Source organism: Leptolyngbya sp. BC1307 (assembly GCF_002286735.1).
GTDB lineage: Bacteria > Cyanobacteriota > Cyanobacteriia > Phormidesmidales > Phormidesmidaceae > Phormidesmis.
The window spans coordinates 1-25,383 of the sequence record NZ_NRTA01000010.1; the positions used below are offsets into that span (position 1 = coordinate 1).

The following is a 25,383-nucleotide window of genomic DNA, read 5'->3' on the forward strand; positions in this document are numbered from 1 at the left end:
CGAGGCTTTGATGCCATCTTTGCACAGACCTTCGAGGACAATGCGCCCTTAAACGCGGTGCTCAAGCAGTTTACCAACCACAAGGCAGAACTCCTGCGCGTCCTGGAGATGCCAGCGCTGCCTTTGCATACCAATGCCGCTGAATCTGATATTCGCGAGATGGTCACTCGTCGTAAGATTAGTGGCACCACTCGCCATGACTTGGGCAGGCAGGCGCGTGACACCTTTGTCGGCCTCAAAAAAACCTGTCGCAAGCTGGGCTTTTCGTTCTGGCAATATTTGACCTCCAGGCTCAAACACGATGACACTGTTCCCTTGTTGCCTGATGTCATTAGACAAAGAGCGGCTCAGGCAACGGCTCAGGCCCTGCCTGCTGAGTCGGCTTGTTTTGTTGCAAGCTAAAACAAGCTTGCCTTCTACCAGCGGTTATTGAGCTATTGCCATAAATCCTTAAAATTACGGTTATCAGCCAGCCACGTCCGCAACTACGTTAGTGCTATCTCTCGGAGGATAACAACCATGCCACGTAGAAAAAAGCAACGCTCGCTCATCATCGATAAAGCCCAGTCTCGCCAAGCCGCCCTGCTGTCAATCTCGCCCGAACTAGACTTTGGCAACAGCCTCACCACCGATGCCTACGATCAGCTTCTAGAAGAAACCCGCGAAGCCCTCAAGACATACAACACCCAGCTCTCAGCAATCGATCAGGCTTACAACGACTTCAAAGATCTCGAAAAATCTCTAGCCGATATGTGCGATCGCATGTTAACAGGTGTCGCCGCCCAATTTGGCAAAAACAGCAGCGAATATGAAATGGCAGGCGGCACGCGCAAATCAGAGCGACGGCGATCACGACGGTTAGCAGCAGATAAACCGGCTCCTGCATTGGTGTAGCTACAGATAAGAAGTGCTCTGTCAGTCAACATAGCGGCGTGCGGATAAATTCGCATGCCGCTAGTCATTTAGCCTATTGTTATACAAAGGTCCACTTGTAATACTGTGCTTCAGCCAAGCGACCAACGCAACTTCACCTGTCTACAGCTCTACGACCGCTGTCCGATAGCGACAATCTGATCAACAGCCAACGCCTGCTCCGGAAAAGTCAAAGACGCTAGCGACTGCCCTTGCTGGAATGCCTTTCCCGCCTGGTATTCTTCGCGCTCTAGCTCACAAACCCACACAGTTGGCGTCTTTGGGGAGCCAATAAACCGAACGCCGCCCAACGCGCGATAGTCAGCCACCCAGTATTCGGGCACACCTAATTTCTCGTACTCGGCTAACTTGGTCAGATAATCGTCTTGCCAGTTGGTGCTAACAACCTCAACAATTAGCTTAACCGGGTCACCGGTTGAAATGCTGGAGTACTTTTGCCAGTACGGATCTTCCTTTACTTTTTCTCTATCTAAAACGATAATATCCGGCAGGTAGCCCTCCGTCTCTCTATAGGGCTTCACCAAGCAAGACTGTGGGATCAAGTAAGGCAGGCTTAAGCGCTCAATCTCAAAATCTAGCTTTCCGCGAATCAAGGCGATCACTTCTATCTCCTTCGGAGACGCTCCGCGAACGTGAGGGCCGATTGATCGCATCTCTACCTACATAAGGCAACAACCATCACGTTACTGAAGAACTCGCTTGAGACCAACGGTTCGCCAACCACATCACCAAATAATAATAAACCGTAAACAGCACCCCCGAAAACAACTGCCCGCCCCAAGGCCCGTGCCAAAACTGAAACCAGCCATGTCCCCAATACACCGAAGCCACCGCCAATAGCATCACCCTCGGCACATTAAAAATCAGCGATGCCACAATCCCAATCGCAATAAACCCTAAAATCCGCAGCCAACTCTGCTTCAAAAACAGACCCATGAACAGCCCGGCTACTGCCATCGTCAGCGCCATATCAAACCCATTGCAACCCCAATAAACATCCACCGCGCCCTCCGGGAAAGTCACGAACGAGTCTGCTGCCGACGCCTGCCACCCCAACCCGCTCAGTGATAAAGCGCCAGCCTGCGCCATCAGCCTTTCTAAAAACTGGTAGGGGGTTACCGCCTCCCACAGCAGTCGCGCCGTCACCGCTGGCTGAGGATATAGCGTCAGAAAAACTGACATAGCCAGCATCTTTTGCTCCGCAAAAAACTTCAGCCCCCAATGACTACAGGCTATACCTGCTAAAATTAGGCCCCATAGCAAGGCTTGAGGCCATATTGCAAACCGACAAAGAGGAAACAAACCCACTCCGCAAAGAATGAGGACATGGCCCAGTAAGCGATCTTCTTCAGAAGCCTCTAATGAAGTCAGCCGCTTGTGTTGTTTCCACAAAAGATAACCGCTCAGCCCTACAAAGCAAGCCGCCAGCGTAAACCCATCGGTACTTTGCGGGCCGCGATTTACTAAGCCGCTTACCCAGGCCGGAAGATACCAAAGCCCCACCGACAGCCCCAGCAAAGTTAGCCAGCCCTGAAGACTCCTAGTACAGCTTCGCAGCCCAGACAGAACCGATGCCTTCCCTACCTGCCGGAGACGAACCATTTTATGCAACCTCTTCTAAAAGCGGTAGTATTTCTATGAATTGACTCATCGGCCACTAGCCATTCGTCGAGCACTCGTCAGCCCAAACCGACCTAGTCCAACTAGACCAGCGCCTACAGCGATCAAATTACCGATACTTGCTAGCCCTGCCTTAGTGATCCCAGTCTGGGCATTTTGCTTCAATTGCTCCGCCTGACTCGTCAATTGCTGCTCGGCCTGCGCAATTTGCTCTGGGGTAACTTCAGCCAGCAGCTCAGGACTGCCCTTACTCTCCTCAATCTGCGCCTGAAGCTGCTCCGCCTGAGTAGTGATATTGCCAACCGCCTGCTCCTGCAAAATTAAGCTATCGCGAATTATCAAAATGCACGACAGCATAAAGGCAACGCCAACGCCCAGACAAATTAGTGATAGCGGCCTTGTGAGCCGCCGGTTGCCGAGCTGACTATAGAGCAGCAATGCAGATCCAAACAAAAGAATGATGCTGCGATCGCCCACCTGCTGCAAAAAGTTAACCCGCCACTGCAGATTGAACGGACTAGGCGGCAAGCCCAAAGTCAACGTATCAATACAAAAACCAGCCAGACAGGTGAGCCCTACAATCAGACAAACCTGCTTAGCATTATAGGGGGAATCATTTTCGCTCTTAGGCTGGTTAGCGTACGAGGCTTGCGGTCTACGAATACTGGTCATACTAAAAACTGATAGAGAAGAGTAATCAAAGCTTAAAAAGAAAAACTCCATACCGCTTCACTACAGCGCCTTTCCTTTCAGCTCATTAAAAATAGCTAAAGACAGCGAAAGAGGGCCAGATGCGACCCTCTTGTCAAATTATTTAAGCATCAACAGAATTCGAAGCTTCCGCTTTCCGCTTGCGCAGTGTAGCAACGCCGATACCCACTAGCCCTGGCAAAAGAGCTGGCGTAGGAATTTCGGTAGCATCCACATCAAAAGAGAAGTTGTTGTTAAGGGGAGTTTCGACAGCAGCAATAGAAGCTGTAAAGTTGGCCAGCAAATCATTGCTGCCAACTCTTCTGATCGTACCAATCAGCGGTAGATCCGTGCTAAAAGTGCCGCCGCCGTTAGCCCCAATTGCTGCCTTGACCAGGTTTTCTCCGGCATTGAGGTTGAGTACCGCATCATTGCCCTTAAACTGAAAGCCGGTGATAAACGGGAATACAGGCGAAGAGGTTGCGTTGAAGGTAGGTGCTATCCCTGTTAGCGTCAAGTCGTTAACCTTTAAGCCTGGCATGAAGGTGAAAGCGGAATCGAAACCTTCAACAGGTGTTGCGTTCCGAAACTTCAGAGTCGTGTCTCCACTGGCAGGATTAGTGAAATCGACATTGCCGCCAACTGTGAACTTAGCCGTAGCAGCGATCGCGGGAGCGGTATCTAGAGCGACACCTGCCATGACACTAGCTGCCGTAGCTGCGCCAAGAGCGAATGTTTTGAGCATCATTGTTTTTTACCGTCGGTTGAAGTAATTTGGATACAGTGATCGGATAGATACAGTGATTGAATTTCCAAAGAGCTCGTTTAGTTTCTCTTGCATCTAAACAAATCAGACAAGAACCTGAACCGCTCAGACAGCACTCCCTAACCTAAATATTCTGGTAATAGATAGAGGGTCCGGATATAAAGTAATTTCACCCCCTATTTTTTTAAGGGCTCCTAGCCATCTTGGCTAAAGCACCGCGCCCTTTATTCGGCCTAAACTTTGGCAGTAGAATCTTATCAAAGTAGTTCAGTTCACTGAAACCTTCCTGATACAGGCCGCAGCAGACAGAATCTAGAGACCAGTCTATAGCTGGCTCCTCACTGCTGATGAATGTTCAATTTAGCCGCTCCCAGCAAAAGTTTCTTTTTATACTGGGTATCACAGCCACTTACATCGCGCTATTAGTCTGGCTCGATTTTTTAAAGGGGCCTAAGCTATGGGACGAAAAGACCTATTGGGAAACCATCTTACAGTTTAGCGATCGCCTGATTCCCAGCCTTAATGATTTAAGAAACTACGGCGAACTCAACACCCCTTTACCATTTATCATCTTCGGCGCGATAGAACATCTCTTCCATCAGGGCATATTTGCAGGCCGACTGCTAAATTTTGTTTTATCTATCAGCATGGTCTTGATTATCGGCTGGCCTAGCCGAGACAAGCGCGGCAGAGCTATTCTATGTGTGATTGGCTTATTCTTTTGCCCGTACTATCTGTTTTTGAGCGGGCGCATCTACACCGAAATGATCGCCTGCTTTTGGATGCTAATGGGGCTGGTGAGCTATGTCCACAATCGCCATATTCTCAGCAGCCTTGCTTTTATTTTAGCGATCGCCTCCCGCCAATACATGCTGCCGTTTCCAGCGGCGATCGCCACCTACGAATTCATAGTTGCGATCATCAACATTCGATATTTTCACAGTATTAGCCTGGTCGAGCAAAAGCGGTGGATAGCACCTCTAGTCGCAACGCTCTCTATCTTCGGGTGGATTTACCTATTTCAAGGGCTAGCCCCCGAAATCGCAGTAGCCACTCGCAGCGTTCCTACCGTTCAAGAAACAACCTGGGCTTTCGCACCTAATACAGCCATTAATTTTCTAGCCTATATTGGCCTATACATCGTCATTCCAGAGTTTGTTCTATTTCAGCCACTCTCCAAGCTCCGGCGCTTAAGACAACGCTGGAGAAAAGCCGCGCTGATTGCAGTAGCCCTACTGATAGCGTATGCCGCATTTCCGCCGCAGATGGAAGCCCACGGCAACCTGATGAATCTCCTAGATCTGCTGCCTAATCGTGCTCTACAGATGAGCGTGCTCTATGGCCTCTCTTTACTAGCCTGCCTGCGGTTTTCTCAGCCCAACCTCATGTTTTTCATTGTTCTATTCAACAGCCTACTCATGATCAAGGCTTATCCGTGGGATAAATACATCCTGCCACTAGCAGTAGCTTTCTGGTACTGGCAATCAACAGGCTTAGAAGGGAAGACAGACAAAATCACCTATTTAGCGGATCGTTCTTTTCGATTGTCTGCTAAGCACCTTGGGCACGATAGGGAGCGCGATAACTTAGAGGCGAAGACGCACCATGCTGGCGAGAATCTGGAGTGCTTCACTGATTGGAATTGATGCGCTAAAAGTGGGTGTAGAAGTCGATCTTTCAGGCGGATTGCCAGGAGTCGTCGTCGTGGGATTGCCGGATACGGCTGTGCAAGAATCGCGAGAACGGGTGCGAGCGGCGCTCAAAAATGCGGGCTTTGCTTTCCCAATGCGCAAGGTAGTGATCAACCTGACCCCGGCAGATGTGCGTAAAGAGGGGCCGATTTATGATTTGCCGATTGCGATTGGTATTTTGGCAGCTTCGGAGTCAGTAGATGGCACGCTGCTAAATGACTATCTGTTGCTGGGTGAGATGTCTTTGGATGGAACGCTACGGCCAGTAGCAGGGGTGGTAGCGATCGCAGCAGCCACCCAAAAGCTCGGTCTCAAAGGGCTGATCTTGCCTGAGGGCAATGCTCAAGAAGCCGCCATCGTCCCAGGCATCAAGGTTTATGGCTTCAGACATCTCAGCGACGTTGTCGATTTCCTAAATTGCCCCGAAAACCACCAGCCGGTCAGTAGTCATGAGTCGTTAGCTTTATTAGAAGCGCCGACCGCCGGTCCAGACCTGCGTGATGTAAAAGGTCAGGCTCAAGCTCGCCGCGCCCTAGAGATTGCCGCCGCAGGAGGACATAACCTCTGCCTGATTGGGCCGCCGGGCAGCGGCAAGACGATGTTAGCCAAGCGATTGCCAGGCATTCTGCCGCCTCTCACCTTTGCTGAGGCGCTAGAAGTCACTCAGATTCATTCTGTCGCCGGATTGCTGAAAGAAAAAGGCCGCCTGATTAATCAGCGGCCCTTTCGCAGTCCTCATCATTCTGCTTCTGGCCCCTCCCTCGTCGGTGGCGGCAGCTTTCCCAAACCCGGCGAAATTTCCTTAGCTCACCGGGGCACACTTTTCCTAGATGAACTAACAGAATTCAAGCGCAGCGTCCTCGAATTTTTGCGCCAGCCCTTAGAAGACGGCAAAGTCACCATCTCTAGAACCCGCCAATCGGTAGAGTTTCCCGCCCAGTTCACCCTGGTATCTAGCACCAACCCCTGTCCCTGCGGCTACTTTGGCGATACCGTTCAGCCCTGCACCTGCACCCCGCGCAACCGCGAGCAGTACTGGGCCAAGCTTTCTGGCCCGCTGATGGATCGCATTGACCTGCAGGTGATCGTCGGTCGGCTCAAGCCCGAAGAAGTCACCCGTCAACCCGAAGGTGAAGCGTCAGCCACGGTCAGAGCGCGAGTAGAAGCCGCCCGCCATCGTGCCCAGTCCCGGTTTGCTGAAGAACCCGCCCTACAGTGCAACGCCGATATGGAGAGCCGTCACATTCGCCAGTGGTGCCCCTTTGACGAAGCCACTCGCAGCCTGATTGAAGGCGCTATACGCAAGCTTGGTCTATCAGCGCGGGCCACTGATCGGATTCTCAAAGTAGCCCGCACCATCGCTGACCTGGCGGGCGACCCTGAGATTCAAATTCATCACGTAGCAGAAGCCATTCAATACAGAACCATTGATCGGATGCAGTAAACCTGACTGTACCGACGGAGTTTGCAGTTGGCTTCACCCTGCATTCACATAAAACCATTCACAAAACCACTCACAAAACTATTGAGGCCGTGATATTGAGACTCTTTTGGAATTTTCGGCCATAGCCTTGCCATTGCCGCATCGCTACGTTGGGCTTACTCAGCTTTACGTAACAACCTTTCAACCTCTCTCTTGTGATATAGAGACAGATCTAAAAAAAAGCTCGATTATGGATAGCTATAATCGAGCTTTTTTTGGTTATTCATAAGCATCAATGGCTAGGGACACTGTGTCTCTAGCCTTCTCTATAGGGAGAAATGGCCATGTTTTTATTTTTAATGGAACCTGCTGCTGAGACGCTGCAAGCGCCCATTGCTACTTTCGTACTGCTGCTGGCAATTGTGCTAATAACGCCGCCATTATTTGAGCGGGTGAAGCTGCCCGGACTGGTCGGGCTGATTGCAGCTGGCGTTGTTTTTGGCGGCAGTGGGCTGGGCTGGCTAAATGCTGACTCAGATACGATGAAGCTGCTTTCAGAGATTGGCAAAATCTATCTGATGTTTGTCGCTGGGCTGGAAATTGATCTGATTTTGTTTCAGCGAACGCGCGATCGCTCGATGGGCTACGGATTTCTGACGTTCGCTATTCCCCTAGCGGGCGGTATCGGCGTCGGGCTGCTGTTTGGCTTTGGCTGGCTCGCTGCCGTGTTGATCGGCTCTCTGCTGGCTTCGCATACGCTTTTGGCCTATCCCATTATCCAGAGGCTGGGCGTAGTCGATGATGAAGCAGTCACGGTGACAGTTGGGGCGACCATCTTCACAGATATTGGCTCGCTGTTGGTGCTGGCCATTTGTCTGGGCATTAACCAGGGTGATTTTTCAGCAGTCAAGCTGCTGACGCTGTTAGGGTCGTTAGGGCTGTATGCGATCGCCGTCCTTATTGGCCTCAAGCAGCTAGGCAAACTCTTCTTTCGCAAAGTTGGCAAAGATGAAGCCAACCGGTTCTTGTTTGTGCTGCTGTCTGTTTTTCTATCAGCAGTAGTGGCGCAGCTGATCGGCGTTGAAAATATTATTGGTGCATTCTTAGCCGGGCTGGCTATCAACAGCGTCGTCGGCGATGGGCCAGTCAAGGAAAAAACAGAATTTCTGGGCAGCGTTCTGTTTATCCCTATGTTTTTTGTCAATATGGGCCTACTGCTCGACCTTGAGGCGTTTGGCGACATTCTGGCGTCGATTGGCCTGCCACTATTAATTGTCGGTATGCTGCTGGCTACCAAGCTGCTCGCGGCACTTGCGGCCCGGCAGCTATATCAGTACAGCTGGATACAAACTTGGGCAATGTGGTCGCTGTCGATACCTCAGGTTGCGGCAACGCTGGCAGCCGCGTTAGTGGGCTACCAGGCAGAGATCATTAATACCGAAGTATTCAACAGCGTTATTTTGCTGATGCTGGTGACGGCTATCTTAGGCCCCCTGGTCACGACTTACGCCGCCGGGCAACTGGCGCTCCAGAAGACCTTTGATGATTCTGACTCAGTAGACTGGCTACCGCCGCCTAGCGACGTGCCGGATTCTTTTGCGGTAGTGGTACCGGTTTATAACCCCGAAAACGAGCGATCGCTGATCGAACTCGCCGCTGCTGTTGCTCAGTACGCCAATGGACGGGTAATTCCGCTGGCCGTTGCCCTAGCTCAGCCGGAGATGGATTCACCGCAGCTGACAAAAGCAGTGACCCGCAGCCGTCAGCGCTTAGAAGAGGCCCAGGCAATTGGCGATGAGTTTGAAACTACCATCGATCCCAGACTGCGAATTGACTATAGCGTGGCTCAGGCCATCTCTCACATTAGCCGCGAAGAAAGCGCAAACCTGATTGTTCTAGGATTGGCCCGGCAGTCGAGAATTGGCAGGCAGCTATTTAACAGTATTCAAGACGAGGTGATGAGAGCGGCCCACTGCCCCGTGGTGGTAGCCAAGCTGCTCAACCCCCCGGCTACCTTTAAAACGATTTTGATCCCCATCGAAAACCCGTCGGTGATGACGCTGCGCGTGCTGCGATTTGCTCAGGTGCTGGCGATCGCCAACCAGGCCAAAATCACGCTGCTGCACGTATGTAGCCCACGCACCTCAGAAATTCACCGAACCCGCTTAAAGAAACAGTTGGAGATTTTAGTAGATCGTTTGCCACCTGGCAGTCGCTCTATCAATATTGAGCTGCTAGTTCGGGAGAATGTGGTCTCGGCTATTGCTAAAGCAGCCCGTAGCTATGATCTGGTCATTGTGCGATCGCAGCGCCGTCGCAGCAGTAACGGTCTGACTATGGGTGCAAACACAACACCTTTACTGGAGCAACTGCCAGGATCTACGATTTTGGTGGGTGAACCCCACCCCCAGCTACTTCGTCAACCGGTACGTTCCCCAATGCCGTCACCTCGGCTATCAGCAGCTCGCTAAAGAGACAGCTTCACGCCCTAAATTCCTTCGGCCCTAAATCCCTTCGATTTACCGTAAGCTAGCTATACCAATCAAGCAATCGTCATAATATATACCAAGAAATATGCTTGCTACGTATTTTGACGAGCGTTTTTTGTAGAAAACTGAGCCTGAGCACTTCTAAAGCAGGATTCTTCTCTATTTAGATAGAAACAAGTTAATAGGATTCGCAGTAATCTTGAGATACGGATTGCGTGAACCGTATTTACAAATTTCTGAGGAGTGGTTTGACATGTCTGCAAAGAAGGTTTTGTTAGGGTCGATGGGTTTATTGCTGCTGGTTACGGGGGCTCAGCTGCCCGTTAGAGCGCAGACTGTGCTTGAGAGCTTAAATCCGGTAGCTGAGTCAGCGCCGACAGAGGAGCAGCCTATCAACGGCGTCCGTGAGCTAGAGCAAGATGAATTGAATGCTAATAAGTCTAAGCCGGCTGAGGCGATGACAGACGAGCTGATGACAGACGAGCTAAGCGCTGAAGAGCCTGCCATAGGTGAGCTAGCTGATAGCAGCAATGAGCTTCCTGCAATGACCGCCGAGGCCATTTTTGATGAAGCTGAGCTTGAGGCTACGCAGCCTGAAAACTTTTCACCTGAGAACTTGTCAGCAGACAGTCTAGCGCTCGGTGAAGGGGCTACGCCGGTTCTGCCGACTGCAGACGCTACCGAACTGACTTATCCCACAGCTGAAGACCCTGCCGAGATTGCCCAGGCCCGCCGCCGCACCCGGAACGCTGTTAGCGGCAGCTCGGACTTTATCGGTATCGGCGCTGACTTTGGGACAGCAGACGATGTTTCATTTGCGGTTATCAGCAAACTTTCTCTTAGCGACCAAATTGCTGTGCGCCCTTCTGTATTAGTCGGCAATGACTTTGCGGTTCTGGTGCCGGTTACCTATGAGTTCAGCCGGTTCACAACTAACGTTGAGAGCTTTCGAATTCTTCCCTACGCCGGTGTCGGGGCGTCTTATGTCGGTGGTAATGATTCCAACTTTGGACTGCTGCTGTCAGCTGGCGTAGATGTTCCGGTCGCTCGACAATTTACAGCCAACGCTCAAGCCAACTACTCAGGGCTGTTTAGCGATAGTGACAACTTTGGTGTGACAATCGGTGTGGGCTACAACTTTGGCGGATTCCGCTAGAGTGATTGACTAGCCGGCAGCGCAGCGCACACAGTGCGTTAGCCAGAAATATGAAAGGCGACTGAGTGAATAGTCATTCAGTCGCTTTTGCTATGCCTTTGCTATGTCGTTGCAGATGAGGTCTGATTAACCGTCATGCCAGCAGTATCTGTCGCGGTTAGCGGGGAACGCTGAAGACAGAGAATTTGGGTGCCAGAAAAATGGCTGAGTCTACAGAAAACCCGAGCTGGGCAGCCGATATAGCTCGTCTGCGGGAAACTTTTAAAAAGGTGTGGGGCTACGAGGACTTTCGCTCGCCGCAGGGGGAGATTGCCCTGGCGCTTTTAAAGGGCCGAGATACGATCACGGTGATGCCAACGGGTGGCGGCAAGTCGGTTTGTTTTCAGCTACCGGCGCTGCTCAAAACGGGGGTGAGCCTGGTGATATCGCCGCTAGTGGCCCTGATGGAAAATCAGGTGCAGGAGCTCAGAGACCGGCAGTTACCCGCCGCCGCCCTACACAGTGAGCTAGATAGTCAGGTGCATTGGCGAGTATTGAGAGCGCTCCAAAACAACCGCTTGCGTCTCCTTTATCTATCGCCCGAAACGCTGCTGAGCGAACCTGTCTGGCAAGTCCTCTGTCAGCCTCAGGTGAAGATCAATGCGCTAGTGCTCGATGAAGCGCACTGCCTGACTCAGTGGGGCGATCGCTTCCGGCCCACTTACCGCCGTTTAGGAGCCGTGCGCCCGGCGCTGCTAGCCTGTAAGCCTGCGGGAGAGAAAATTGCGATCGCTGCTTTCACGGCCACCGCCGATCCCACTACTCAGCAAGCCCTCAAGACCGTTCTCCAGCTACAGCACCCTCAGATTATCCGTCTCAACCCCTACCGCAGCAATTTGCACCTGTCTGTGCAGACGGTCTGGACGCCGCGTGGTCGCAAGCGCGCGCTGCTCAATTTTATTCAGCGTCAGGGCAAGCAGCCAGGACTGGTATACGCCCGTACCCGCCGAGGGGCTGAGGCATTGGCGCAATGGTTCGTCAGTCAGGGCTACGCTGTGCGGGCCTATCACGGCGGGCTAGCAGCTCCCCAGCGGCGGGAGATAGAGGCGCAGTGGATCAGCGGCAACTGTCAGTTTGTGGTCTGCACCTCTGCCTTTGGCATGGGCATTAATAAGCCTGACTGTCGGTTTGTGGCGCACTACGAAGTGCCCAGCCTGATCGCAGAATACGTGCAGGAAGTAGGCCGTGGAGGGCGCGACGGTCAGCCGGCTCAGGCGCTGTCTTTTGTGAGTGAGCCAACTGGCCTGTTAGCACCCGAAGACAAGCAGCGCTGGCAGTTTTTTGAGCGGAAGGCTCAGCAGTTAGAGCAGGTTGCGCTGAAATTAGTGCGTCAGCTTCCGGCTGAAGGTCATATTAACGAGGTTCGCAGGCAGTTTCAGGAGGGCGATCAGGCATTGGCCCTGCTGCACCGCCGGGGTCAGCTGCGCTGGCTAGATCCCTTTACCTACCAGCTAGAGACCCATAAACCAGCCCCGTTAAAACATCAGGCATCAGCCGCGAGCGTGATGAAACGCTATCTGTTTACCCGGCGGTGTCGCTGGCAGGTGCTGCTAGAAGAATTTGGCTTTACCCAAGAGGCCAAGGGCATGCGCTGCGGGCAGTGCGATCGCTGCCGTTAGCCTAGCAAGCGGTAAAATTGAGTTAGAACGGAAGCATTTAGACAAGGTTAAGGCAGCTATGTTCAAAAGTTACGAAGCTATCTATGAAGCGGGTCAGGTAAAGTGGCTAACTGAAAAGCCCGATGTGAGTTCAGCCCGCATCATTGTCACCGTCTTAGAAGAAAGCCTTCCTACAAAGGCTATTAGGCGGCGGTCACCACCTGCAGCTCTAGCCGGGAAGGTCAAGATTTTAGGAGATATTGTTGGCCCTATCGTTGACGAAGATGACTGGGAATGTCTGAAATAATCATTCTAGATACCCATATTTGGCTTTGGTTTATCAACGGCAACCTCGATAGAATTCCGCCAGGGTGGATAGAAAGAATAGAAGCTGCTGAACAAGTCGGGATTTCCCCGGTATCTTGCTATGAGATTGCTCTAGCTCATCAAAAAGGACGACTGGTTTTACCCGCCTTGGCCCAAGAATGGTTCGACGCAGCGCTTGACGCTGTTGGCATCAAACTATTTCCTTTGACCGCTGAGGTGACTTGCCGAGCGGTCAGTTTATCACCCGTTCATAGAGATCCGTTTGACCGTATGATTATTGCCACAGCCCTGAGCTATGGTGCAAAGCTAGCGAGCGTAGATCGTTTGTTTCTACAGTATGCCGAGCTAGCCGATTGCCTGATGAGATAAATGATGACGCCTAAATCTTCTCAGGCTGCTTATCTTCACTGGCGACAGCTAGCGATTCATCCGCTGCGTCGGTGACTTCGCCAGACAGGTCAGGAATTGTGACCGTATCGGCGGTATCGTCTTCTGCCCGTTTAGAAAAGCCCCAGGCAAATAGAGCAAATATAAGACTGATCATCACCCACTCAGGCGGCACCCAATCGGGATTAATCACTCGCACCAAAAGGCGAATACCGACTAGGGCAACGGTGACAAAACCGGCGTCTTCTAAGCGAACGTAAATGTCTAGCCAGCGGATAAAGAGACCGGCCATGAAGCGCAGGGCGACAATGCCGATAGTGCCGCCTAACATGACAATCAAAACGTCTTTAGAAAGGGCGATCGCCGTTGTCACGCTATCTAGCGAAAAGGCCAAATCAGTCAGGGCAATCGTCGGAATTGCCTGCCATAGAGAGTTGAATCTTGGGCCGCGAGACTCGTCATCGTCGCTACCGGTCATAAAGTGCTGATAGACCAGCCACAGCAAATAAGCGGCTCCGGCCACTTCAAACTGCCAGTAGTTGAGCACCCAGCTAGCAGCCAAAATCAGCGTGATTCGCAAGACGAAAGCCGCGACTAAGCCAATATCGAGCGCTTTTTTCTGTAAGGCTTCTGTCTGGAGTCCCTGAGCGATCGCCGCCAGCGCGATCGCATTGTCTGCTGAGAGCACCAGCTCCAGCATAATCAGCACGGGTAGCAGCAGTAGCGTATCTCCCCCTAGCGTAGGAGACATATCGAGCAAGCGATCTAACATGTATTAAGTATGAGGAGTAATTCCTCTTAGATGAAACCCAGGACAGGCAAGAACTATCCTCCTTTGTAGCAAGATGAAGCCATGTCTGCCCTCTCCTATCTAGAATAGACGAAAGCCAAAAGCTACACCGTTTCGGAATACCGTCACCTAGAGCCGCCTGTGGTCACGCCCCTTGAAAAATTTAGAATCCGCTATCCGGAAGGCTGTCTAACTGCAGATCTGGTCTCTATGTATGACGGTCAATATGTGGTGCGTGCCGCCGTTATGAACCAGGGCGCAACGCTGGCAACCGGTCTAGCTGCGAGCATCGATATTCAGATCGCTGAAGATAGAGCCCGCGATCGCGCCCTCGCCGTCTTAGGCATTTTGGCCGATAATGACGCCCTTCCTTCCGCGTTAGCCAACGGCGCGACGACCAGTCTCCCTACTGCTGAAGCACCTTCTACACCGCCTACAGATGAGGAGTTCTCAGAAATTGAGCAACCAGAAGAAGATATGGGACCACCCATTGACGCGATTGAAGAGAGCCCGGTGACGCCTGCTCAGCCGTCTGCAGCGGCGATCGCCCTGGAAAATTTCAACGCCAGTGCCCTACCTGTCGATCTATCCGACGTGATTGCCCAAACTGATGTGGAGCTAAGGCGGCTCGGCTGGACCAGCGTTCAGGGCCGGGAGTATCTGGAGAAGACCTATGGCAAGCGATCGCGCACTCAGCTCACTGATGAAGAGCTGATGAGCTTTTTACTATACCTGGAAGAGCAATAGCTGTCCTTAGCCAGACCGACCGCTACACCTTATTCGAGCGGTACAGGCGGTAACGATTCGGGCAGTGGCCCTTCTGAGGCTGTATCTAGCTGATAGCAATGCCGCCCGGCTGGATGCCGCCACTGATTGTCAAACCACGACTGGTCTCTGGCATACTCGCTAGAGTCGGTAGCAAAGGTGGCGCATAGCTCGTAGGTAGTGTCACTCAGCCGCTGGTACTCATAAGGATCGCCGGTAACTGGATCTTTATCGAACTGAAACTCTTCGGAAAGCTGCTCTGGCAGTTTGCCCTCGGGTTCGCTGACTCCCTGCTCTCGCATTCTCAGCTGCCGGGCGATGTTATCAAGATCTTGCACCCGCTCTTCATCTAAAGAAACTCGCCGCTGCTGACTAGGAGAACCGAGCATGCCGAAGCCAGCACCAATACCCGCTATCACCAGAAGCAAAGACGCAATCACAAAGGCTCGATCTATTAATCGGTTGCTTGTTTTGCTCATCGTCTTGTCCTGACGTTAGTGGGTGATCGCTGTAGCCAGTTGAGGTAGTAAAGGAAAATGCCGCCATCAATCACCAGCACAGTCAGCACTTTTAGCACAAACCGGGTCGTCAGCTCGCCGCGTAAAAAGGACGTGAGAAAGGCGATCAGCGTCCCAATTCCGATCAGGGCGACGATCAGCAGCGTCAGGTATGTTAACCACTTGCGTACGCCCGAAAAGTGCTTTTCACGATGACGGGCCAGCTCCCGATTGAGCAGACGCATCACCCACAGGTAGACCGGATAAGCCACAATTAGCCGGGCCAGACTAAAGGCCAGTTCGTAATAAGCGCCGTAGCTCGTTTGGGTGGCATCCGGCAGAGCCTGATTAATCACCACAAAGGCAATCTGCCCGAGCGCCTGCGACCACAGGCCCAACATGGCAAAAGCGAGCAGGTAAGAAAAGGCATCTTTGGCCGATTCGCCACCGCCCAGGGGCGGCGCTGGCATAGGATAGCCGGTCAGCCGTTCGTATACTTCAAAAAAGGCCCGCTCAATGTTGCGCTCAGGCCAGCCGAAGCGCCGGAGTAAGTAGGTGATAAATTCGTCAGATGCGCCGCGATCGCGCGCCCGTTCAATAAAGGCGACGATCTCTGAAGCCTCTCCTGGAGTCCCTGGCGGCGGCGGATTCTCAGTTAAGTCAGCCATAGCAAACACAAAACTCTTGGCTCGACGCTAGCACGCGATTTATCAACACAATCTATCGAGTAGACAGTTTTGCGTTAGGATTGCTGTCTATTTATTCTGTAACATCGGTTACCTAATTCTTAATTTGAGACCCATAATATTTTCAGGACTCATAAATCGATTCAGCCTCTACTGCGATCTATGTGTTGTTACCCGCCACGTTACAGACTTTGAGCGAGCAGATGTTGCAATCCTCAATCCTTTTGAGGCCCGCGATTCAGCACAAAAATAGAAGGTAAATAATTTTCGCTAGTCTGACCTAAGAAAGCACTCAATCGCCGCCGCCATCGGGACAGCGCGATCCATCATCCGAATCAATCCTGCTTAATCTCACAGCACCAACGACCAGGTTCTTGCGAAACAAAGCCGTATTCAGAACTTTACTTTCACTGCTTTCAGACTTAAAGCGGGTGGGCGGAATCGAACCCCCATCATTAGCTTGGAAGGCTAAGGTTTTACCACTAAACTACACCCGCTCGTGGTGACGCTATCTCATATTAGCTTAGATACTCTATCACGCAGGGCCAGCTTTACGCCCAGACGCGCTCACCTCGATTCAGTCACTTCTACCGTCAATAGCAGGTTGTCATTGAGGATTGGCTCGCCCTCAATTCGCGCCGGTTCAAAGGCAAACCCCGCTGACTCTAGCAGACAGGCGATCGCTTTTTCCGAATCACTCAAATCCCGGCTTTCCCCTTCCGTCCAGGGGGTTGCTCGCGCCATTGTGCCATCCGGGCGAATCGCTACTCGATAGGTCGCTAGCGGCTGAGGAAACGCTATCCGCTGACATTGGGACTCACTGGGTCGCAGCGTCACAGCGGTCGGAGCCGCGTCGTACAGGGGTACGGGCGGCGTATCGGTAATATCGAACTGGAACTGTTCGGGTACCTGCTGGTGGGAAACAATGCTGAGCGCGGCGGCTTGCTCACTCTCAGTACCCGCTGAGCGATCAGGCGACTCAAGCGGCTGGTCTCCAGATATCGTCGCTGGCCCTGAAGGTTCGTCGACTTGCGCCGGTGCATCAGCTTCGCCTTGATCTTCTGAAGAGGCTTGATTCCCTAAAGAGGCTTGATCCTCTGAAGGGGCTTGGTCTGACACCGGTTGGTCTGGAGAGGGCCGATCATCGGAAGATTCTGCCGACCCATCGCTCTCTGATATGTCTGAGTCATCGGGACCGGCGGGCTCTGGCTCTGAGCGATTAGGGCTAGGGCGACTTTCTACCGGATCGGGGGTAGGGCTCTCGGAGTCAGACAGCCCAGCACTAGCAGAATTACTCTCGGCTGGTGGTGTCTGTTCGACGCCGCTAGAAGCTTCAGGCGCTGTCTCCGTCAGGTTATCTGCAGTCTCTTCACTAGCCGCAGACGATGGTTGGGTGATGGGGTCATCTGCTGGGTCAACGACTACCAGCTCAACAGGGGTAGCGATCGCCGCCGAACGGTCTCCATTGGGCTGCATCAGCTCTAGCACATAGGGCAAACTCAGCCCCAGCAAACCGACATGGGTCAGTACCGAGAGCCCCCCCAATACCGGCCAGAGGTATCGAGGCTGCGAATGGTGCCAGGTTTGTAGAGGAGAGACCATGAATTGCGTCGCCAGGATCTAGGCACTACCCAGCCAGACTGTAGGCTAGCACTCGAAGGCGACCCCTGTGGTGAAAAGGTAGCAGCGGCTCGCTCACCCTCCTCTTCAAAGCAGCACACTCTGATTAGTGAGACCTCGCCTCCAGGCTAGTCTTCACACCAAAGGTCAAGACCGTTTCATCAACGCCCTTGAGCTGCAGCGGCTCAAATTTGACAATTTCTTGCTCATCGAGATAATCAGCAACAGCTGCCGACACCAAAATCGTCTCAGCCGTCGCCGCTTCCTGAATCCGCGCGGCAATATTAACGCTGGGGCCAATTGCCGTGTAGTCTGAGCGCTCGGCGCTGCCAAACATGCCGACGACTGCGGTGCCCTGGTGAATGCCGCATCGAAACTGGACCGGGCCAATGCCCTGCGTCGCCCAGCGCTGATTGAGTCCCTCCAGGTCTTTATACATCTGGCGGGCAGAGGCGATCGCCCGCTTTACTTGCTCATTCGGGCTCATTTCTTCCGGCGCGCCAAACAGCGCCAGCACCGCGTCACCCATAAACTTATCCACCGTGCCCCCATTGTTAAAAATGGCGCGGGTCATGGTCTCTAAGTACTCATTGAGCAGCTCGGCCACCCGGCGCGATCGCAACGTATTTGAAAGCTGAGTAAAGCCGACAATGTCACTAAACAAAATAGTTACCAGGCGAGGCTCAGGCCGCAGGTCAAGCTGTAGGGTGCCTTCCTTCGCTTTTTGTACCAGAGACGGCGGCAAAAAGCGCTGCAATACCGACTCCGTCAGATACTCATTGAGCTGAGCGACTTTGCGCTCATTTGCTTTTAGCGCCAGCAGATTACGGACTTCAGCTAGCAGCTCCCGGTCGTTAAAAGGCTTAGACAGATAAGCGTCGGCTCCCTGCTCCATCCCTTCCAGGCGCGTTTCATCATCCACCTTAGCCGTCAGCAAGATCACTGGCGTCCCCTGCAAGATCGTATCCTTACGAATTCGCTCAATCATCTCCAGCCCAGAAACTCCAGGCATCATCAGATCGGTAATAATCAAGTCAGGATTGTAGGCCGTCGCCATCTCCAGCCCGGCTGCGCCTTGCTCAGCCGTACGCACCTGATAGCCCTGACGCTGCAGCACACTAGACACATAGGTCCGCAGATCGGGGTTGTCATCAACGACTAAAACTTGAGCCCCGGCAAAAGTCGCGCGCTCCGTCTGGCTCCCGGCGGCTTCTGGTGGCAAGCTGACAGCCTGATCAGCCGACGCTGACACCATCTCTACATCCGAAAGCTCAACAGCGGCGCGGCCCTTTTCAGCCGATAGCATCTGCTCAATCACCTGGCTCGGGGGCAGATGGCCAGCGCCCAACGGCAGGTCAATAGTAAACGTAGTGCCCTCGCCATAGACCGACTGTACCGTCACCTGGCCCCCATGTAGCGCCGAGAGTTCTTTCACCAGCGACAGCCCCAGTCCGGTGCCCTCGTAGCTACGGTTGGCCGAGCCATCAGCCTGCCGAAACCGCTCGAATAAACAGGGCAGTTGGTCAGCGCGAATACCGATGCCCTGATCTTGCACCTGTAGCTGAGCCTTACCGTTAGCTTCCTTGAGCCGCACGACAATTGACTTACCCGCCGGGGTAAATTTCATCGCGTTAGAAAGCAAGTTGTAAAGCACCTTGTCAAATTTTTCCAGGTCTAAGTAGACCGGTGAGCAGGCGGTAATATCTGTGCTGAGCGTAATCTGCTTGCGCTCGCAGTAAGTTTGAAACGCCTCTACCACCTCGTCGGTAAAGGTAGCCAGGTCACAGGGCCGGAAGGTGGGCTGCATTTTACCAGCGTCTAGCCGCTGCAAGTCTAAAAGCTGGTTGACCAATCGCAGCAGCCGCCGAGAGTTACGCAGGGCGATCACCGACTGCTCCGCGTTTAGGCCTTCTCCCCGTTCGACTGCCGTCTCCAGCGGGCCAATGGTCAGCGTCAGCGGCGTGCGAAACTCGTGAGAAATATTTTGGAAAAAAGTGGTCTTTTGCTGGTCTAGCGCCAGCAGTTGGTCGGCCTGCTGGCGGGTTTTTTGGTAAAGGTTGGCCTGCTGTACGGCGATCGCCGACTGATTAGCGACGGCCTGGGCCAGATTAACTTCATCGCGCTGCCATCGGCGATCGCCGTGTATCTGCTGCAGCACAATACAGCCCGTTACGGTCGCATCGGCCAGCAACGGTACCGCTAGTAGCGCCGTTATGCCCGACAACTCGGCGGCTTCTAAAGCTGCCCCGCCCGCTGTATTCACCAGCACTGGCTGCTTAGTCGCCAGTAGCTGAGCCAATATTTCATCGGCGGCAATCAGCGTCTTCATCTCGGGCAGCGTGGGCACCGTCTCAACGGTGGCATCATAGCGGCCTACACATTGAGAATGGGTCTCGCTCCATAGCGATAGCGTGCAGCTGTCGGCATACAGCGCCTGCCCTAGTTTTTGGGTAATCGCCGCAAAGATCTCAGCGGGCTCTAAACTAGCGTGAAGCGCCTGCGTGATCGTGTTAATCAGCACCTCGCGCTGAGCTAGCGCCTGCACTCGCTCATAAGTCCACGTCTGTGAAAGCGCCAGCGCCGCCTGGTCAGCCAGGGTCGTCAGCAGCTTGATTTCGCTAGCTTCCCAGGGCTTTTGGTAAGAGCACTTGTGCAGCGCTAAGACGGCTAAAGTATCTTGCTTACAGGTCAACGGGATCAGCAGACTGGCATGAATATCCAGAGCTGTGTAGGCGGCCACGCAGTCTGCTGTGGGCGCGGCGGCGGCCACCTCTTCAGCGGTTTCTAGGTGCTGAGTCAGGGGGGGCTGCCAGACGGTTTTGTCTAGCAAGGCTAAGTCATCTGGCGATCGCCTCTCGGCTGGCACCGCCGTACCTATGTAGTGAAACGCTGGAGAATTCATCTCCGCACCCGCCAGCGGCTTGACAATCCCATAATCGAGTTCAAAGGCTTTCCCCAGCGTCTCGATAATTGTCTTCAGCATCTCCTGAGAAGTCTGAGCGCTGCGAATCGTATTGGTAATCGCATTCAGCAGCGTTTCCTGCCGCACTACCCGATTGAGTTCTTGCGTCCGCGACTCTAGCAGACTGTGGGTGTCAATTGCCTGGCTCACAATAGTTCTGAGATCTGCCTCCTCCCAGGGCTTAGTTACATACTTAAAGACCTTGCCTTCATTGATCGCCTCGACGAGGTCTTCAACATCGGTATAGCCTGTCAGCATCACCCGAATCGAATTGGGATAGCGATCTGCTGTCAGCCGTAGCAGCTCTGTACCGCTCATGCCCGGCATCCGCTGGTCAGAGATGATGACGGCAATATCACCTTCCTTAGCGAGCATTTGCAGCGCGTCATGACCGCTCTGCGCCTTAATTACCTGAAAATCTCGATAGAATGTCCGGTAGAGCAAATCTAAGTTATCGGGCTCATCATCCACCACCAAAATTTTGTGCTTAGATGCGCTTGTCCGCCTGCTACGCTCTCTAACTGCCATGTATCTATCTCTCATCTAGACCGAAAATGACATGTCTATGCCGGAGGTTCGTTACAATCCATAAGTGTCTCTCTGTAGTACCTTAATTCAGGGCAACAGACTTATCTGGCTGGATTTCAGCGCATCTTTGTAGGCAAATCACTGAGAAAAAAGTCTCTCTGTGAACCTAAACGAGCGCTGCTGGCTAAAACAGCTCGATACCAAGCCCCGCCAAAACCCTCTATAGAAAATTGCCCGAGAAAGATTACCCGAGAAAAATCGCCTGAGAAAAATCGCCCGGCTGAGGTAGCTGTGTAACGTCTTACCTAAAGTGCCCACCCTCTTTCGAGTTTTTACTATGTCGCAGGCCAATGCTGAGCCCGCCCTTTCTCCCGCTGATCGGCGATCGCCCTTCCGCATTCGAGCCGCCCAGCCCAAAGATCTCCCGGCTATCACCGGGGTCTTACTGGCCAGCTTTTACCCTCAGGCCAAAGCCACCCGCTGGCTATACTGGCTGATGCGAATCGGCATTCAAGAAGACATCAAAACTCGCCTTAGATCTCCAGCTAGCCAATATACCTGCCTGGTCGCCACTACTATTCAGCCCGAGTCAGCTCAGTCGGGCGCGGTGATCGGTACGATTGAGATTTCCCAGCGCCCTTGCGAAGCCTGGCAGCTCTTTCCGACTAAGCGAGCTTATCTGTCTAACCTGGCTATTAGCCCAGCCCATCGGCGTCAGGGCGCAGCGCATCAGCTCCTGCTCACCACAGAAAGCATCGCCCTTAGCTGGGGCTTTCACCGCATTTACCTGCATGTTATGGCCGATAACCCGGCGGCTTATGCGCTCTACGTCCAGGCTGGCTATCAGCCCAGCGAAGTCAGCAATCCCATTCTCTCTGGGCTAGGCCTCAGACCTCGGCGCTTGCTGCTTTCAAAACACGTGCATTAGCTTTTGTATTCTTCGTTTCGGATTAGGCGTATTTAGCGATATGTACGGACGCACTCAGCCGCTGCAGGTAGTTTTATGGCTATATGTGAAGGACTAATTGCCCAGTTATAAAGAATGAATAAAAACTATTTGTTCTTTAGTTATTTAGCGGAAATTCGTATCACAGTAACAGATATCATCCACCGACACGGCCCAACACGCTGAGTGAATACTCCCGTAACATAGATATGGATCTTAAGCCTACCGTTGAGGCAGTTGCCAAGCCAGCCCTGTCGCCGCAAGTGCCTGCTTGTGAGTCGGTAGACCGCTCTGCTAATATCAGCTCGCAGCCGCGCGCTCAGATGGGACAGATCCAGGGAAGTCAAGCTCAGATGGGTCAAGCTCAGAACCCAGCTCGGAGTCAAGCGCAAAACAACGCTAACCACCCAAGACAGCCCGTATCTGTCAGAAAACCTGCCGGTAGCCGGGAGAAAGGCGAGAGCGGTAGTGCCCGCTCAGACTCAGCCGTCTTGCAGGTACCCAAAGCAGGAGACTGGAATTTTTTTGGCGCGACCGTGAATCAGAATCTGAAAGTTGACGAAGTGGTTGAAAAGATGGACAGTGGCAGGCTCTGGGTGGTCAACAGCCGTCGCCGTAACGGTCTGATCGTACTACGAGAATTCCATGCTGAGTTTGCAGGTCCCGGCGCAGCGGTAGGCGGCGATCTCGATAAAGACATTGTTAAAGTCATCCCCATCGGCAATCTATCTCTGCTAGCACCCGATTCGCAGGAGGCCCATCAGAACGCGATTAAAATTCGCCTGCAGTGGATTCGGCTCACGCAAAACTTTACTGACCAGCCCAACCCCGAGGACCGGGCGTGGATGATTTTAGAGCAGTTTAAGACCTACTTTGACCAGATGACAGTAGACCGGGTGCCCGATATGGCCTTTGCCATGTTAGTAGGCGTGCTGCCCCAGACGATTCGTCGAGTCAGATCGGGCTTTGTTTGATAGCGCTGCTGAGCTGCAGGAGATCTAGCTGGCAACTTTTTGGGTAGCTATGTTGAGTCCTAATACCTGCTGCAGATTAGCCAGGGTGCGCTGATTTTCGGCGGCGGTGCCAATGCTGATGCGCAATCCGCCGCCCGTGTGCCGAATGAGCGTGCCTTGAGACCGCAGCAATTTGAATAGTTTTGCCAAGCCAGCTGCCTGCTCGGTGACGGCTAGCGCTAATAGGCCGCGATCACTTAATCGCACATACACAAAGTTACCGGCACTGGGCCATACCTGCAGATAGGGATGGTCAGCGAGTGCCTGAAGCATTTGACGACGCTCGGCTAAGACGGGAGGAATTTGACTGAGCAGCTCCTCACTATGCGCCAAAGCGGTTTGCGCAGCTGCCTGAGAGAAGCTGGGCAGGTTGTAGGGCAGTCTGAGCTTTTCTAGGGCTGCAATCACCGTAGGATGGGCGATCCCATAGCCTACCCGGTGGGCTGCTAACCGAAAGGCTTTAGAGAAGGTCCGTAAAACAATCCAGTTGGGGCGACTCAGCGCCTCTGCTAGCGTGGTGTGGCCACTAAACTCGAAGTAGGCTTCATCAACGACGGCCAAAATACTGTCTGGCAGCTGCTTGAGCCAAGTTAGCTCGCGCTGGGTGAGGGCATTGCCCGTGGGCGAGTTGGGATGCACCATAAAGACAGCGCGAACCGGGAGGGAGGTAGTCGCGGCCTGCTCAATGGCTGACTGAGCGGCGGCAATATCTACTTCAAAGCTGTCTCGACGGGTGACGCTACGCACCGTGATACCCAGCGTATTTGCCAAAATCGCATACATCGAGAATGTCGGTTCGGCCACCAGAATAGAGCCGTGACCGCCCAGACAGGTCGCCATCAGGACGGAGCGAATCAGCTCGTCGGAGCCGTTTCCCAAGGTGACATTTTCTACGCTGAGCGTCTCTGGCGGGACCTTTCCGGAGCGGGCAGCATAGGCAATAACGGCCTGTTTGAGCGCTAGCTGGCTGCCGTCAGGGTAGCGATTGGCGGCGATCGCTTCCTGATACTGACTTGCCAGGGTCGCTTTGATCGCCGCAGGCAGGTCAATCGGGCTTTCATTGGTATCTAGCGGGTCTAAAACGGGCGGCGCGGCCTCTGATTGAGCGCTGGGGTGAGGCGATTGATAGGCAGCTAGCTGGGCCAGGTCAGCGCGGAGAAAAGACATAGATATAGTAAGAGAATAACCAGCGGGTTCAGGTATTATGGCACCCGTCCCCCTCACTCTGCGACTATGCCTGCGACCCCGACAGCACCCTTCCGCATTACGCTACTGCCTGGAGACGGTATCGGCCCCGAAATCATCGCCGTAGCGGTGGCCGTCCTCAAGCAGGTGGGCCAGCAGCAAAATCTTCAGTTTGACTTTGCCGAAGCGCTAATTGGCGGCGCGGCGATTGATGCGACGGGTTCACCGCTGCCTGAAGCTACCCTGACCGCCTGCCGCCAGAGCGACGCGGTTTTGCTCGCCTCGATTGGGGGCTATAAGTGGGATACGTTGCCGCGATCGCAGCGCCCTGAAACCGGCCTGCTCGGACTGCGCTCAGGACTGGGCCTATTTGCCAATCTGCGGCCCGCTGTGATTTTGCCGCAGTTGCTCAGCGCCTCTTCGCTGAAGCCAGAAGTGGTAGAAGGGGTCGATATTATGGTGGTGCGCGAACTCACCGGGGGCATTTACTTCGGTCAGCCCAGAGGTATTTTTGAGACAGAAGACGGCCAGCAGCGGGGCGTCAACACGATGGCCTACACCACTGGTGAAATTGATCGGATTGGGCGAGTCGCTTATGAAACGGCTCGCAAGCGGCAGGGGCGGCTGTGCTCGGTCGATAAGGCTAATGTGCTGGAAGTTTCGCAGCTGTGGCGCGATCGCATCACTGCTCTCCATGCCGAATACAGTGACGTTGACCTCTCGCACCTGTATGTAGACAATGCCGCCATGCAGCTCGTCCGTCAGCCCAAGCAGTTTGACACGATTGTCACCGGCAATTTGTTTGGCGATATCTTATCCGATGCAGCGGCGATGCTTACCGGCAGCATCGGTATGCTACCATCTGCCAGTCTGGGCGAGAGCGGCCCTGGCGTGTTTGAACCGGTGCATGGCTCAGCGCCTGATATTGCCGGGCAAGATAAGGCTAATCCGCTGGCGCAGGTGCTGAGTGCGGCAATGATGCTGCGTTACGGACTAAGCCTACCTGCCGCCGCTGACCGCCTTGAGCAGGCTGTGCTCACTGTACTCGACCAGGGTTATCGCACCGGCGATATTATGTCGGATGGGATGACAGCGGTGGGCTGTGAGGGCATGGGGCAAGCGCTCGAAAAGGCGCTGAGTGCCAGCTAGCGCGCTGAACTGAGGCTTGGAGAAGGCTTGGAGAAGGCTTGGAGAACGAACACCTGAAAATCTGTAGTTAGCGGGGAATCAATTGAGATGAATGGAGCCTTTAAAGCAGCCAGAGAACCGGTA

Annotated in this window: 23 protein-coding genes and 1 tRNA gene; 13 read left to right on the forward strand and 11 right to left on the reverse strand. The window is 53.4% G+C overall.

Features of this window, described 5'->3' with window-relative positions; translation table 11 throughout:
* On the forward strand, positions 1 to 402 hold a 402-nt coding region (locus CKL79_RS07840; protein WP_240518737.1), incomplete at its 5' end, for a transposase.
* Between the two features lie 117 nt (positions 403 to 519).
* Positions 520 to 894 (forward strand): hypothetical protein, encoded by a 375-nt coding sequence (locus tag CKL79_RS07845; RefSeq protein WP_121969034.1) that lies wholly within the window; start codon positions 520 to 522, stop codon positions 892 to 894.
* Between the two features lie 149 nt (positions 895 to 1,043).
* Here CKL79_RS07845 and CKL79_RS07850 read toward each other — a convergent pair whose 3' ends face one another.
* The 4 genes from CKL79_RS07850 to CKL79_RS07865 all read right to left on the reverse strand — a co-directional run bounded on the left by CKL79_RS07850 (position 1,044) and on the right by CKL79_RS07865 (position 3,991).
* Positions 1,044 to 1,586 (reverse strand): Uma2 family endonuclease, encoded by a 543-nt coding sequence (locus tag CKL79_RS07850; RefSeq protein WP_121969035.1) that lies wholly within the window; start codon positions 1,584 to 1,586, stop codon positions 1,044 to 1,046.
* Between the two features lie 25 nt (positions 1,587 to 1,611).
* Positions 1,612 to 2,535 carry a cyanoexosortase C gene (crtC, locus tag CKL79_RS07855; RefSeq protein ID WP_121969036.1) on the reverse strand — a complete coding sequence of 308 codons (924 nt, stop codon included), beginning with the start codon at positions 2,533 to 2,535 and terminating at the stop codon, positions 1,612 to 1,614.
* A gap of 45 nt (positions 2,536 to 2,580) precedes the next feature.
* On the reverse strand, positions 2,581 to 3,225 hold the full coding sequence (locus CKL79_RS07860; protein ID WP_121969136.1) for an HpsJ family protein: 645 nt from the start codon (positions 3,223 to 3,225) through the stop codon (positions 2,581 to 2,583).
* 142 nt (positions 3,226 to 3,367) lie between these two features.
* Complete coding sequence (locus CKL79_RS07865; RefSeq protein WP_121969037.1) at positions 3,368 to 3,991, reverse strand: PTPA-CTERM sorting domain-containing protein; 624 nt, start codon at positions 3,989 to 3,991, stop codon at positions 3,368 to 3,370.
* 365 nt (positions 3,992 to 4,356) lie between these two features.
* On the opposite strand from CKL79_RS07865, the gene CKL79_RS07870 reads away from it, so the two are divergent.
* The 7 genes from CKL79_RS07870 (at position 4,357) to CKL79_RS07900 (ending at position 13,101) form a co-directional block, all read left to right on the forward strand.
* Positions 4,357 to 5,655: a hypothetical protein gene (locus CKL79_RS07870; protein WP_121969038.1), complete on the forward strand. Its 1,299-nt coding sequence runs from the start codon at positions 4,357 to 4,359 to the stop codon at positions 5,653 to 5,655.
* A complete protein-coding gene (locus tag CKL79_RS07875; RefSeq protein ID WP_121969039.1) occupies positions 5,615 to 7,144 on the forward strand; it encodes a YifB family Mg chelatase-like AAA ATPase in 1,530 nt (509 codons plus the stop codon). Before CKL79_RS07870 ends, CKL79_RS07875 begins: the two co-directional genes overlap by 41 nt.
* A 323-nt stretch (positions 7,145 to 7,467) precedes the next feature.
* Positions 7,468 to 9,594: a cation:proton antiporter gene (locus tag CKL79_RS07880; RefSeq protein WP_121969137.1), complete on the forward strand. Its 2,127-nt coding sequence runs from the start codon at positions 7,468 to 7,470 to the stop codon at positions 9,592 to 9,594.
* Positions 9,595 to 9,865: 271 nt separating this feature from the next.
* Positions 9,866 to 10,768 carry an outer membrane beta-barrel protein gene (locus CKL79_RS07885; protein ID WP_121969040.1) on the forward strand — a complete coding sequence of 301 codons (903 nt, stop codon included), beginning with the start codon at positions 9,866 to 9,868 and terminating at the stop codon, positions 10,766 to 10,768.
* A gap of 200 nt (positions 10,769 to 10,968) precedes the next feature.
* On the forward strand, positions 10,969 to 12,426 hold the full coding sequence (locus tag CKL79_RS07890; RefSeq protein ID WP_121969041.1) for a RecQ family ATP-dependent DNA helicase: 1,458 nt from the start codon (positions 10,969 to 10,971) through the stop codon (positions 12,424 to 12,426).
* A 58-nt stretch (positions 12,427 to 12,484) separates the two neighbouring features.
* A complete protein-coding gene (locus tag CKL79_RS07895) occupies positions 12,485 to 12,712 on the forward strand; it encodes a hypothetical protein (protein ID WP_121969042.1) in 228 nt (75 codons plus the stop codon).
* Positions 12,700 to 13,101 (forward strand): type II toxin-antitoxin system VapC family toxin, encoded by a 402-nt coding sequence (locus CKL79_RS07900; protein WP_121969043.1) that lies wholly within the window; start codon positions 12,700 to 12,702, stop codon positions 13,099 to 13,101. The genes CKL79_RS07895 and CKL79_RS07900 overlap by 13 nt, the downstream gene beginning before the upstream one ends.
* Before the next feature lie 10 nt (positions 13,102 to 13,111).
* On the opposite strand, the gene CKL79_RS07905 is transcribed toward CKL79_RS07900, so the two are convergent.
* Entirely contained in the window at positions 13,112 to 13,891 is a 780-nt protein-coding gene (locus CKL79_RS07905; RefSeq protein WP_121969044.1) for a DUF475 domain-containing protein, read from the reverse strand.
* Between the two features lie 159 nt (positions 13,892 to 14,050).
* Between CKL79_RS07905 and CKL79_RS07910 the strand changes: the two genes are divergently transcribed.
* Entirely contained in the window at positions 14,051 to 14,656 is a 606-nt protein-coding gene (locus CKL79_RS07910; RefSeq protein ID WP_205879035.1) for a hypothetical protein, read from the forward strand.
* A 29-nt stretch (positions 14,657 to 14,685) separates the two neighbouring features.
* Here the strand turns inward: CKL79_RS07910 and CKL79_RS07915 are convergent, their stop codons facing one another.
* The 5 genes from CKL79_RS07915 to CKL79_RS07935 all read right to left on the reverse strand — a co-directional run bounded on the left by CKL79_RS07915 (position 14,686) and on the right by CKL79_RS07935 (position 20,967).
* A complete protein-coding gene (locus CKL79_RS07915; protein ID WP_121969046.1) occupies positions 14,686 to 15,153 on the reverse strand; it encodes a hypothetical protein in 468 nt (155 codons plus the stop codon).
* Complete coding sequence (locus CKL79_RS07920; RefSeq protein ID WP_121969047.1) at positions 15,150 to 15,839, reverse strand: DUF5671 domain-containing protein; 690 nt, start codon at positions 15,837 to 15,839, stop codon at positions 15,150 to 15,152. Before CKL79_RS07920 ends, CKL79_RS07915 begins: the two co-directional genes overlap by 4 nt.
* Positions 15,840 to 16,283: 444 nt before the next feature.
* Positions 16,284 to 16,354: transfer RNA gene (locus CKL79_RS07925), tRNA-Gly, on the reverse strand.
* A gap of 70 nt (positions 16,355 to 16,424) precedes the next feature.
* Positions 16,425 to 17,459, reverse strand: a complete 1,035-nt coding sequence (locus tag CKL79_RS07930; RefSeq protein ID WP_121969048.1) for a hypothetical protein — start codon at positions 17,457 to 17,459, stop codon at positions 16,425 to 16,427.
* A gap of 124 nt (positions 17,460 to 17,583) precedes the next feature.
* Complete coding sequence (locus CKL79_RS07935) at positions 17,584 to 20,967, reverse strand: response regulator (RefSeq protein WP_121969049.1); 3,384 nt, start codon at positions 20,965 to 20,967, stop codon at positions 17,584 to 17,586.
* 337 nt (positions 20,968 to 21,304) lie between these two features.
* On the opposite strand from CKL79_RS07935, the gene CKL79_RS07940 reads away from it, so the two are divergent.
* A complete protein-coding gene (locus CKL79_RS07940; RefSeq protein WP_121969050.1) occupies positions 21,305 to 21,895 on the forward strand; it encodes a GNAT family N-acetyltransferase in 591 nt (196 codons plus the stop codon).
* Between the two features lie 227 nt (positions 21,896 to 22,122).
* The gene (locus CKL79_RS23790) at positions 22,123 to 22,887 is read left to right on the forward strand and encodes a hypothetical protein (protein ID WP_240518738.1); all 765 of its coding nucleotides are present in this window, start codon (positions 22,123 to 22,125) and stop codon (positions 22,885 to 22,887) included.
* Positions 22,888 to 22,911: 24 nt separating this feature from the next.
* Here the strand turns inward: CKL79_RS23790 and CKL79_RS07950 are convergent, their stop codons facing one another.
* Entirely contained in the window at positions 22,912 to 24,093 is a 1,182-nt protein-coding gene (locus CKL79_RS07950; protein WP_121969051.1) for a histidinol-phosphate transaminase, read from the reverse strand.
* Positions 24,094 to 24,159: 66 nt separating this feature from the next.
* Here CKL79_RS07950 and leuB point away from each other — a divergent pair, with 66 nt between their 5' ends.
* Complete coding sequence (gene leuB / locus CKL79_RS07955) at positions 24,160 to 25,260, forward strand: 3-isopropylmalate dehydrogenase (protein WP_121969052.1); 1,101 nt, start codon at positions 24,160 to 24,162, stop codon at positions 25,258 to 25,260.
* The last annotated feature ends 123 nt before the right edge of the window (positions 25,261 to 25,383 follow it).

Coding starts and splice junctions, on each gene's coding strand:
- CKL79_RS07845 (WP_121969034.1), top strand. CDS start 520: ATGCCACGTAGAAAAAAGCAACGCTCGCTCATCATCGATAAAGCCCAG.
- CKL79_RS07850 (WP_121969035.1), bottom strand. CDS start 1,586: ATGCGATCAATCGGCCCTCACGTTCGCGGAGCGTCTCCGAAGGAGATA.
- crtC (WP_121969036.1), bottom strand. CDS start 2,535: ATGGTTCGTCTCCGGCAGGTAGGGAAGGCATCGGTTCTGTCTGGGCTG.
- CKL79_RS07860 (WP_121969136.1), bottom strand. CDS start 3,225: ATGACCAGTATTCGTAGACCGCAAGCCTCGTACGCTAACCAGCCTAAG.
- CKL79_RS07865 (WP_121969037.1), bottom strand. CDS start 3,991: ATGATGCTCAAAACATTCGCTCTTGGCGCAGCTACGGCAGCTAGTGTC.
- CKL79_RS07870 (WP_121969038.1), top strand. CDS start 4,357: ATGAATGTTCAATTTAGCCGCTCCCAGCAAAAGTTTCTTTTTATACTG.
- CKL79_RS07875 (WP_121969039.1), top strand. CDS start 5,615: ATGCTGGCGAGAATCTGGAGTGCTTCACTGATTGGAATTGATGCGCTA.
- CKL79_RS07880 (WP_121969137.1), top strand. CDS start 7,468: ATGTTTTTATTTTTAATGGAACCTGCTGCTGAGACGCTGCAAGCGCCC.
- CKL79_RS07885 (WP_121969040.1), top strand. CDS start 9,866: ATGTCTGCAAAGAAGGTTTTGTTAGGGTCGATGGGTTTATTGCTGCTG.
- CKL79_RS07890 (WP_121969041.1), top strand. CDS start 10,969: ATGGCTGAGTCTACAGAAAACCCGAGCTGGGCAGCCGATATAGCTCGT.
- CKL79_RS07895 (WP_121969042.1), top strand. CDS start 12,485: ATGTTCAAAAGTTACGAAGCTATCTATGAAGCGGGTCAGGTAAAGTGG.
- CKL79_RS07900 (WP_121969043.1), top strand. CDS start 12,700: ATGTCTGAAATAATCATTCTAGATACCCATATTTGGCTTTGGTTTATC.
- CKL79_RS07905 (WP_121969044.1), bottom strand. CDS start 13,891: ATGTTAGATCGCTTGCTCGATATGTCTCCTACGCTAGGGGGAGATACG.
- CKL79_RS07915 (WP_121969046.1), bottom strand. CDS start 15,153: ATGAGCAAAACAAGCAACCGATTAATAGATCGAGCCTTTGTGATTGCG.
- CKL79_RS07920 (WP_121969047.1), bottom strand. CDS start 15,839: ATGGCTGACTTAACTGAGAATCCGCCGCCGCCAGGGACTCCAGGAGAG.
- CKL79_RS07930 (WP_121969048.1), bottom strand. CDS start 17,459: ATGGTCTCTCCTCTACAAACCTGGCACCATTCGCAGCCTCGATACCTC.
- CKL79_RS07935 (WP_121969049.1), bottom strand. CDS start 20,967: ATGGCAGTTAGAGAGCGTAGCAGGCGGACAAGCGCATCTAAGCACAAA.
- CKL79_RS07940 (WP_121969050.1), top strand. CDS start 21,305: ATGTCGCAGGCCAATGCTGAGCCCGCCCTTTCTCCCGCTGATCGGCGA.
- CKL79_RS23790 (WP_240518738.1), top strand. CDS start 22,123: ATGGATCTTAAGCCTACCGTTGAGGCAGTTGCCAAGCCAGCCCTGTCG.
- CKL79_RS07950 (WP_121969051.1), bottom strand. CDS start 24,093: ATGTCTTTTCTCCGCGCTGACCTGGCCCAGCTAGCTGCCTATCAATCG.
- leuB (WP_121969052.1), top strand. CDS start 24,160: ATGCCTGCGACCCCGACAGCACCCTTCCGCATTACGCTACTGCCTGGA.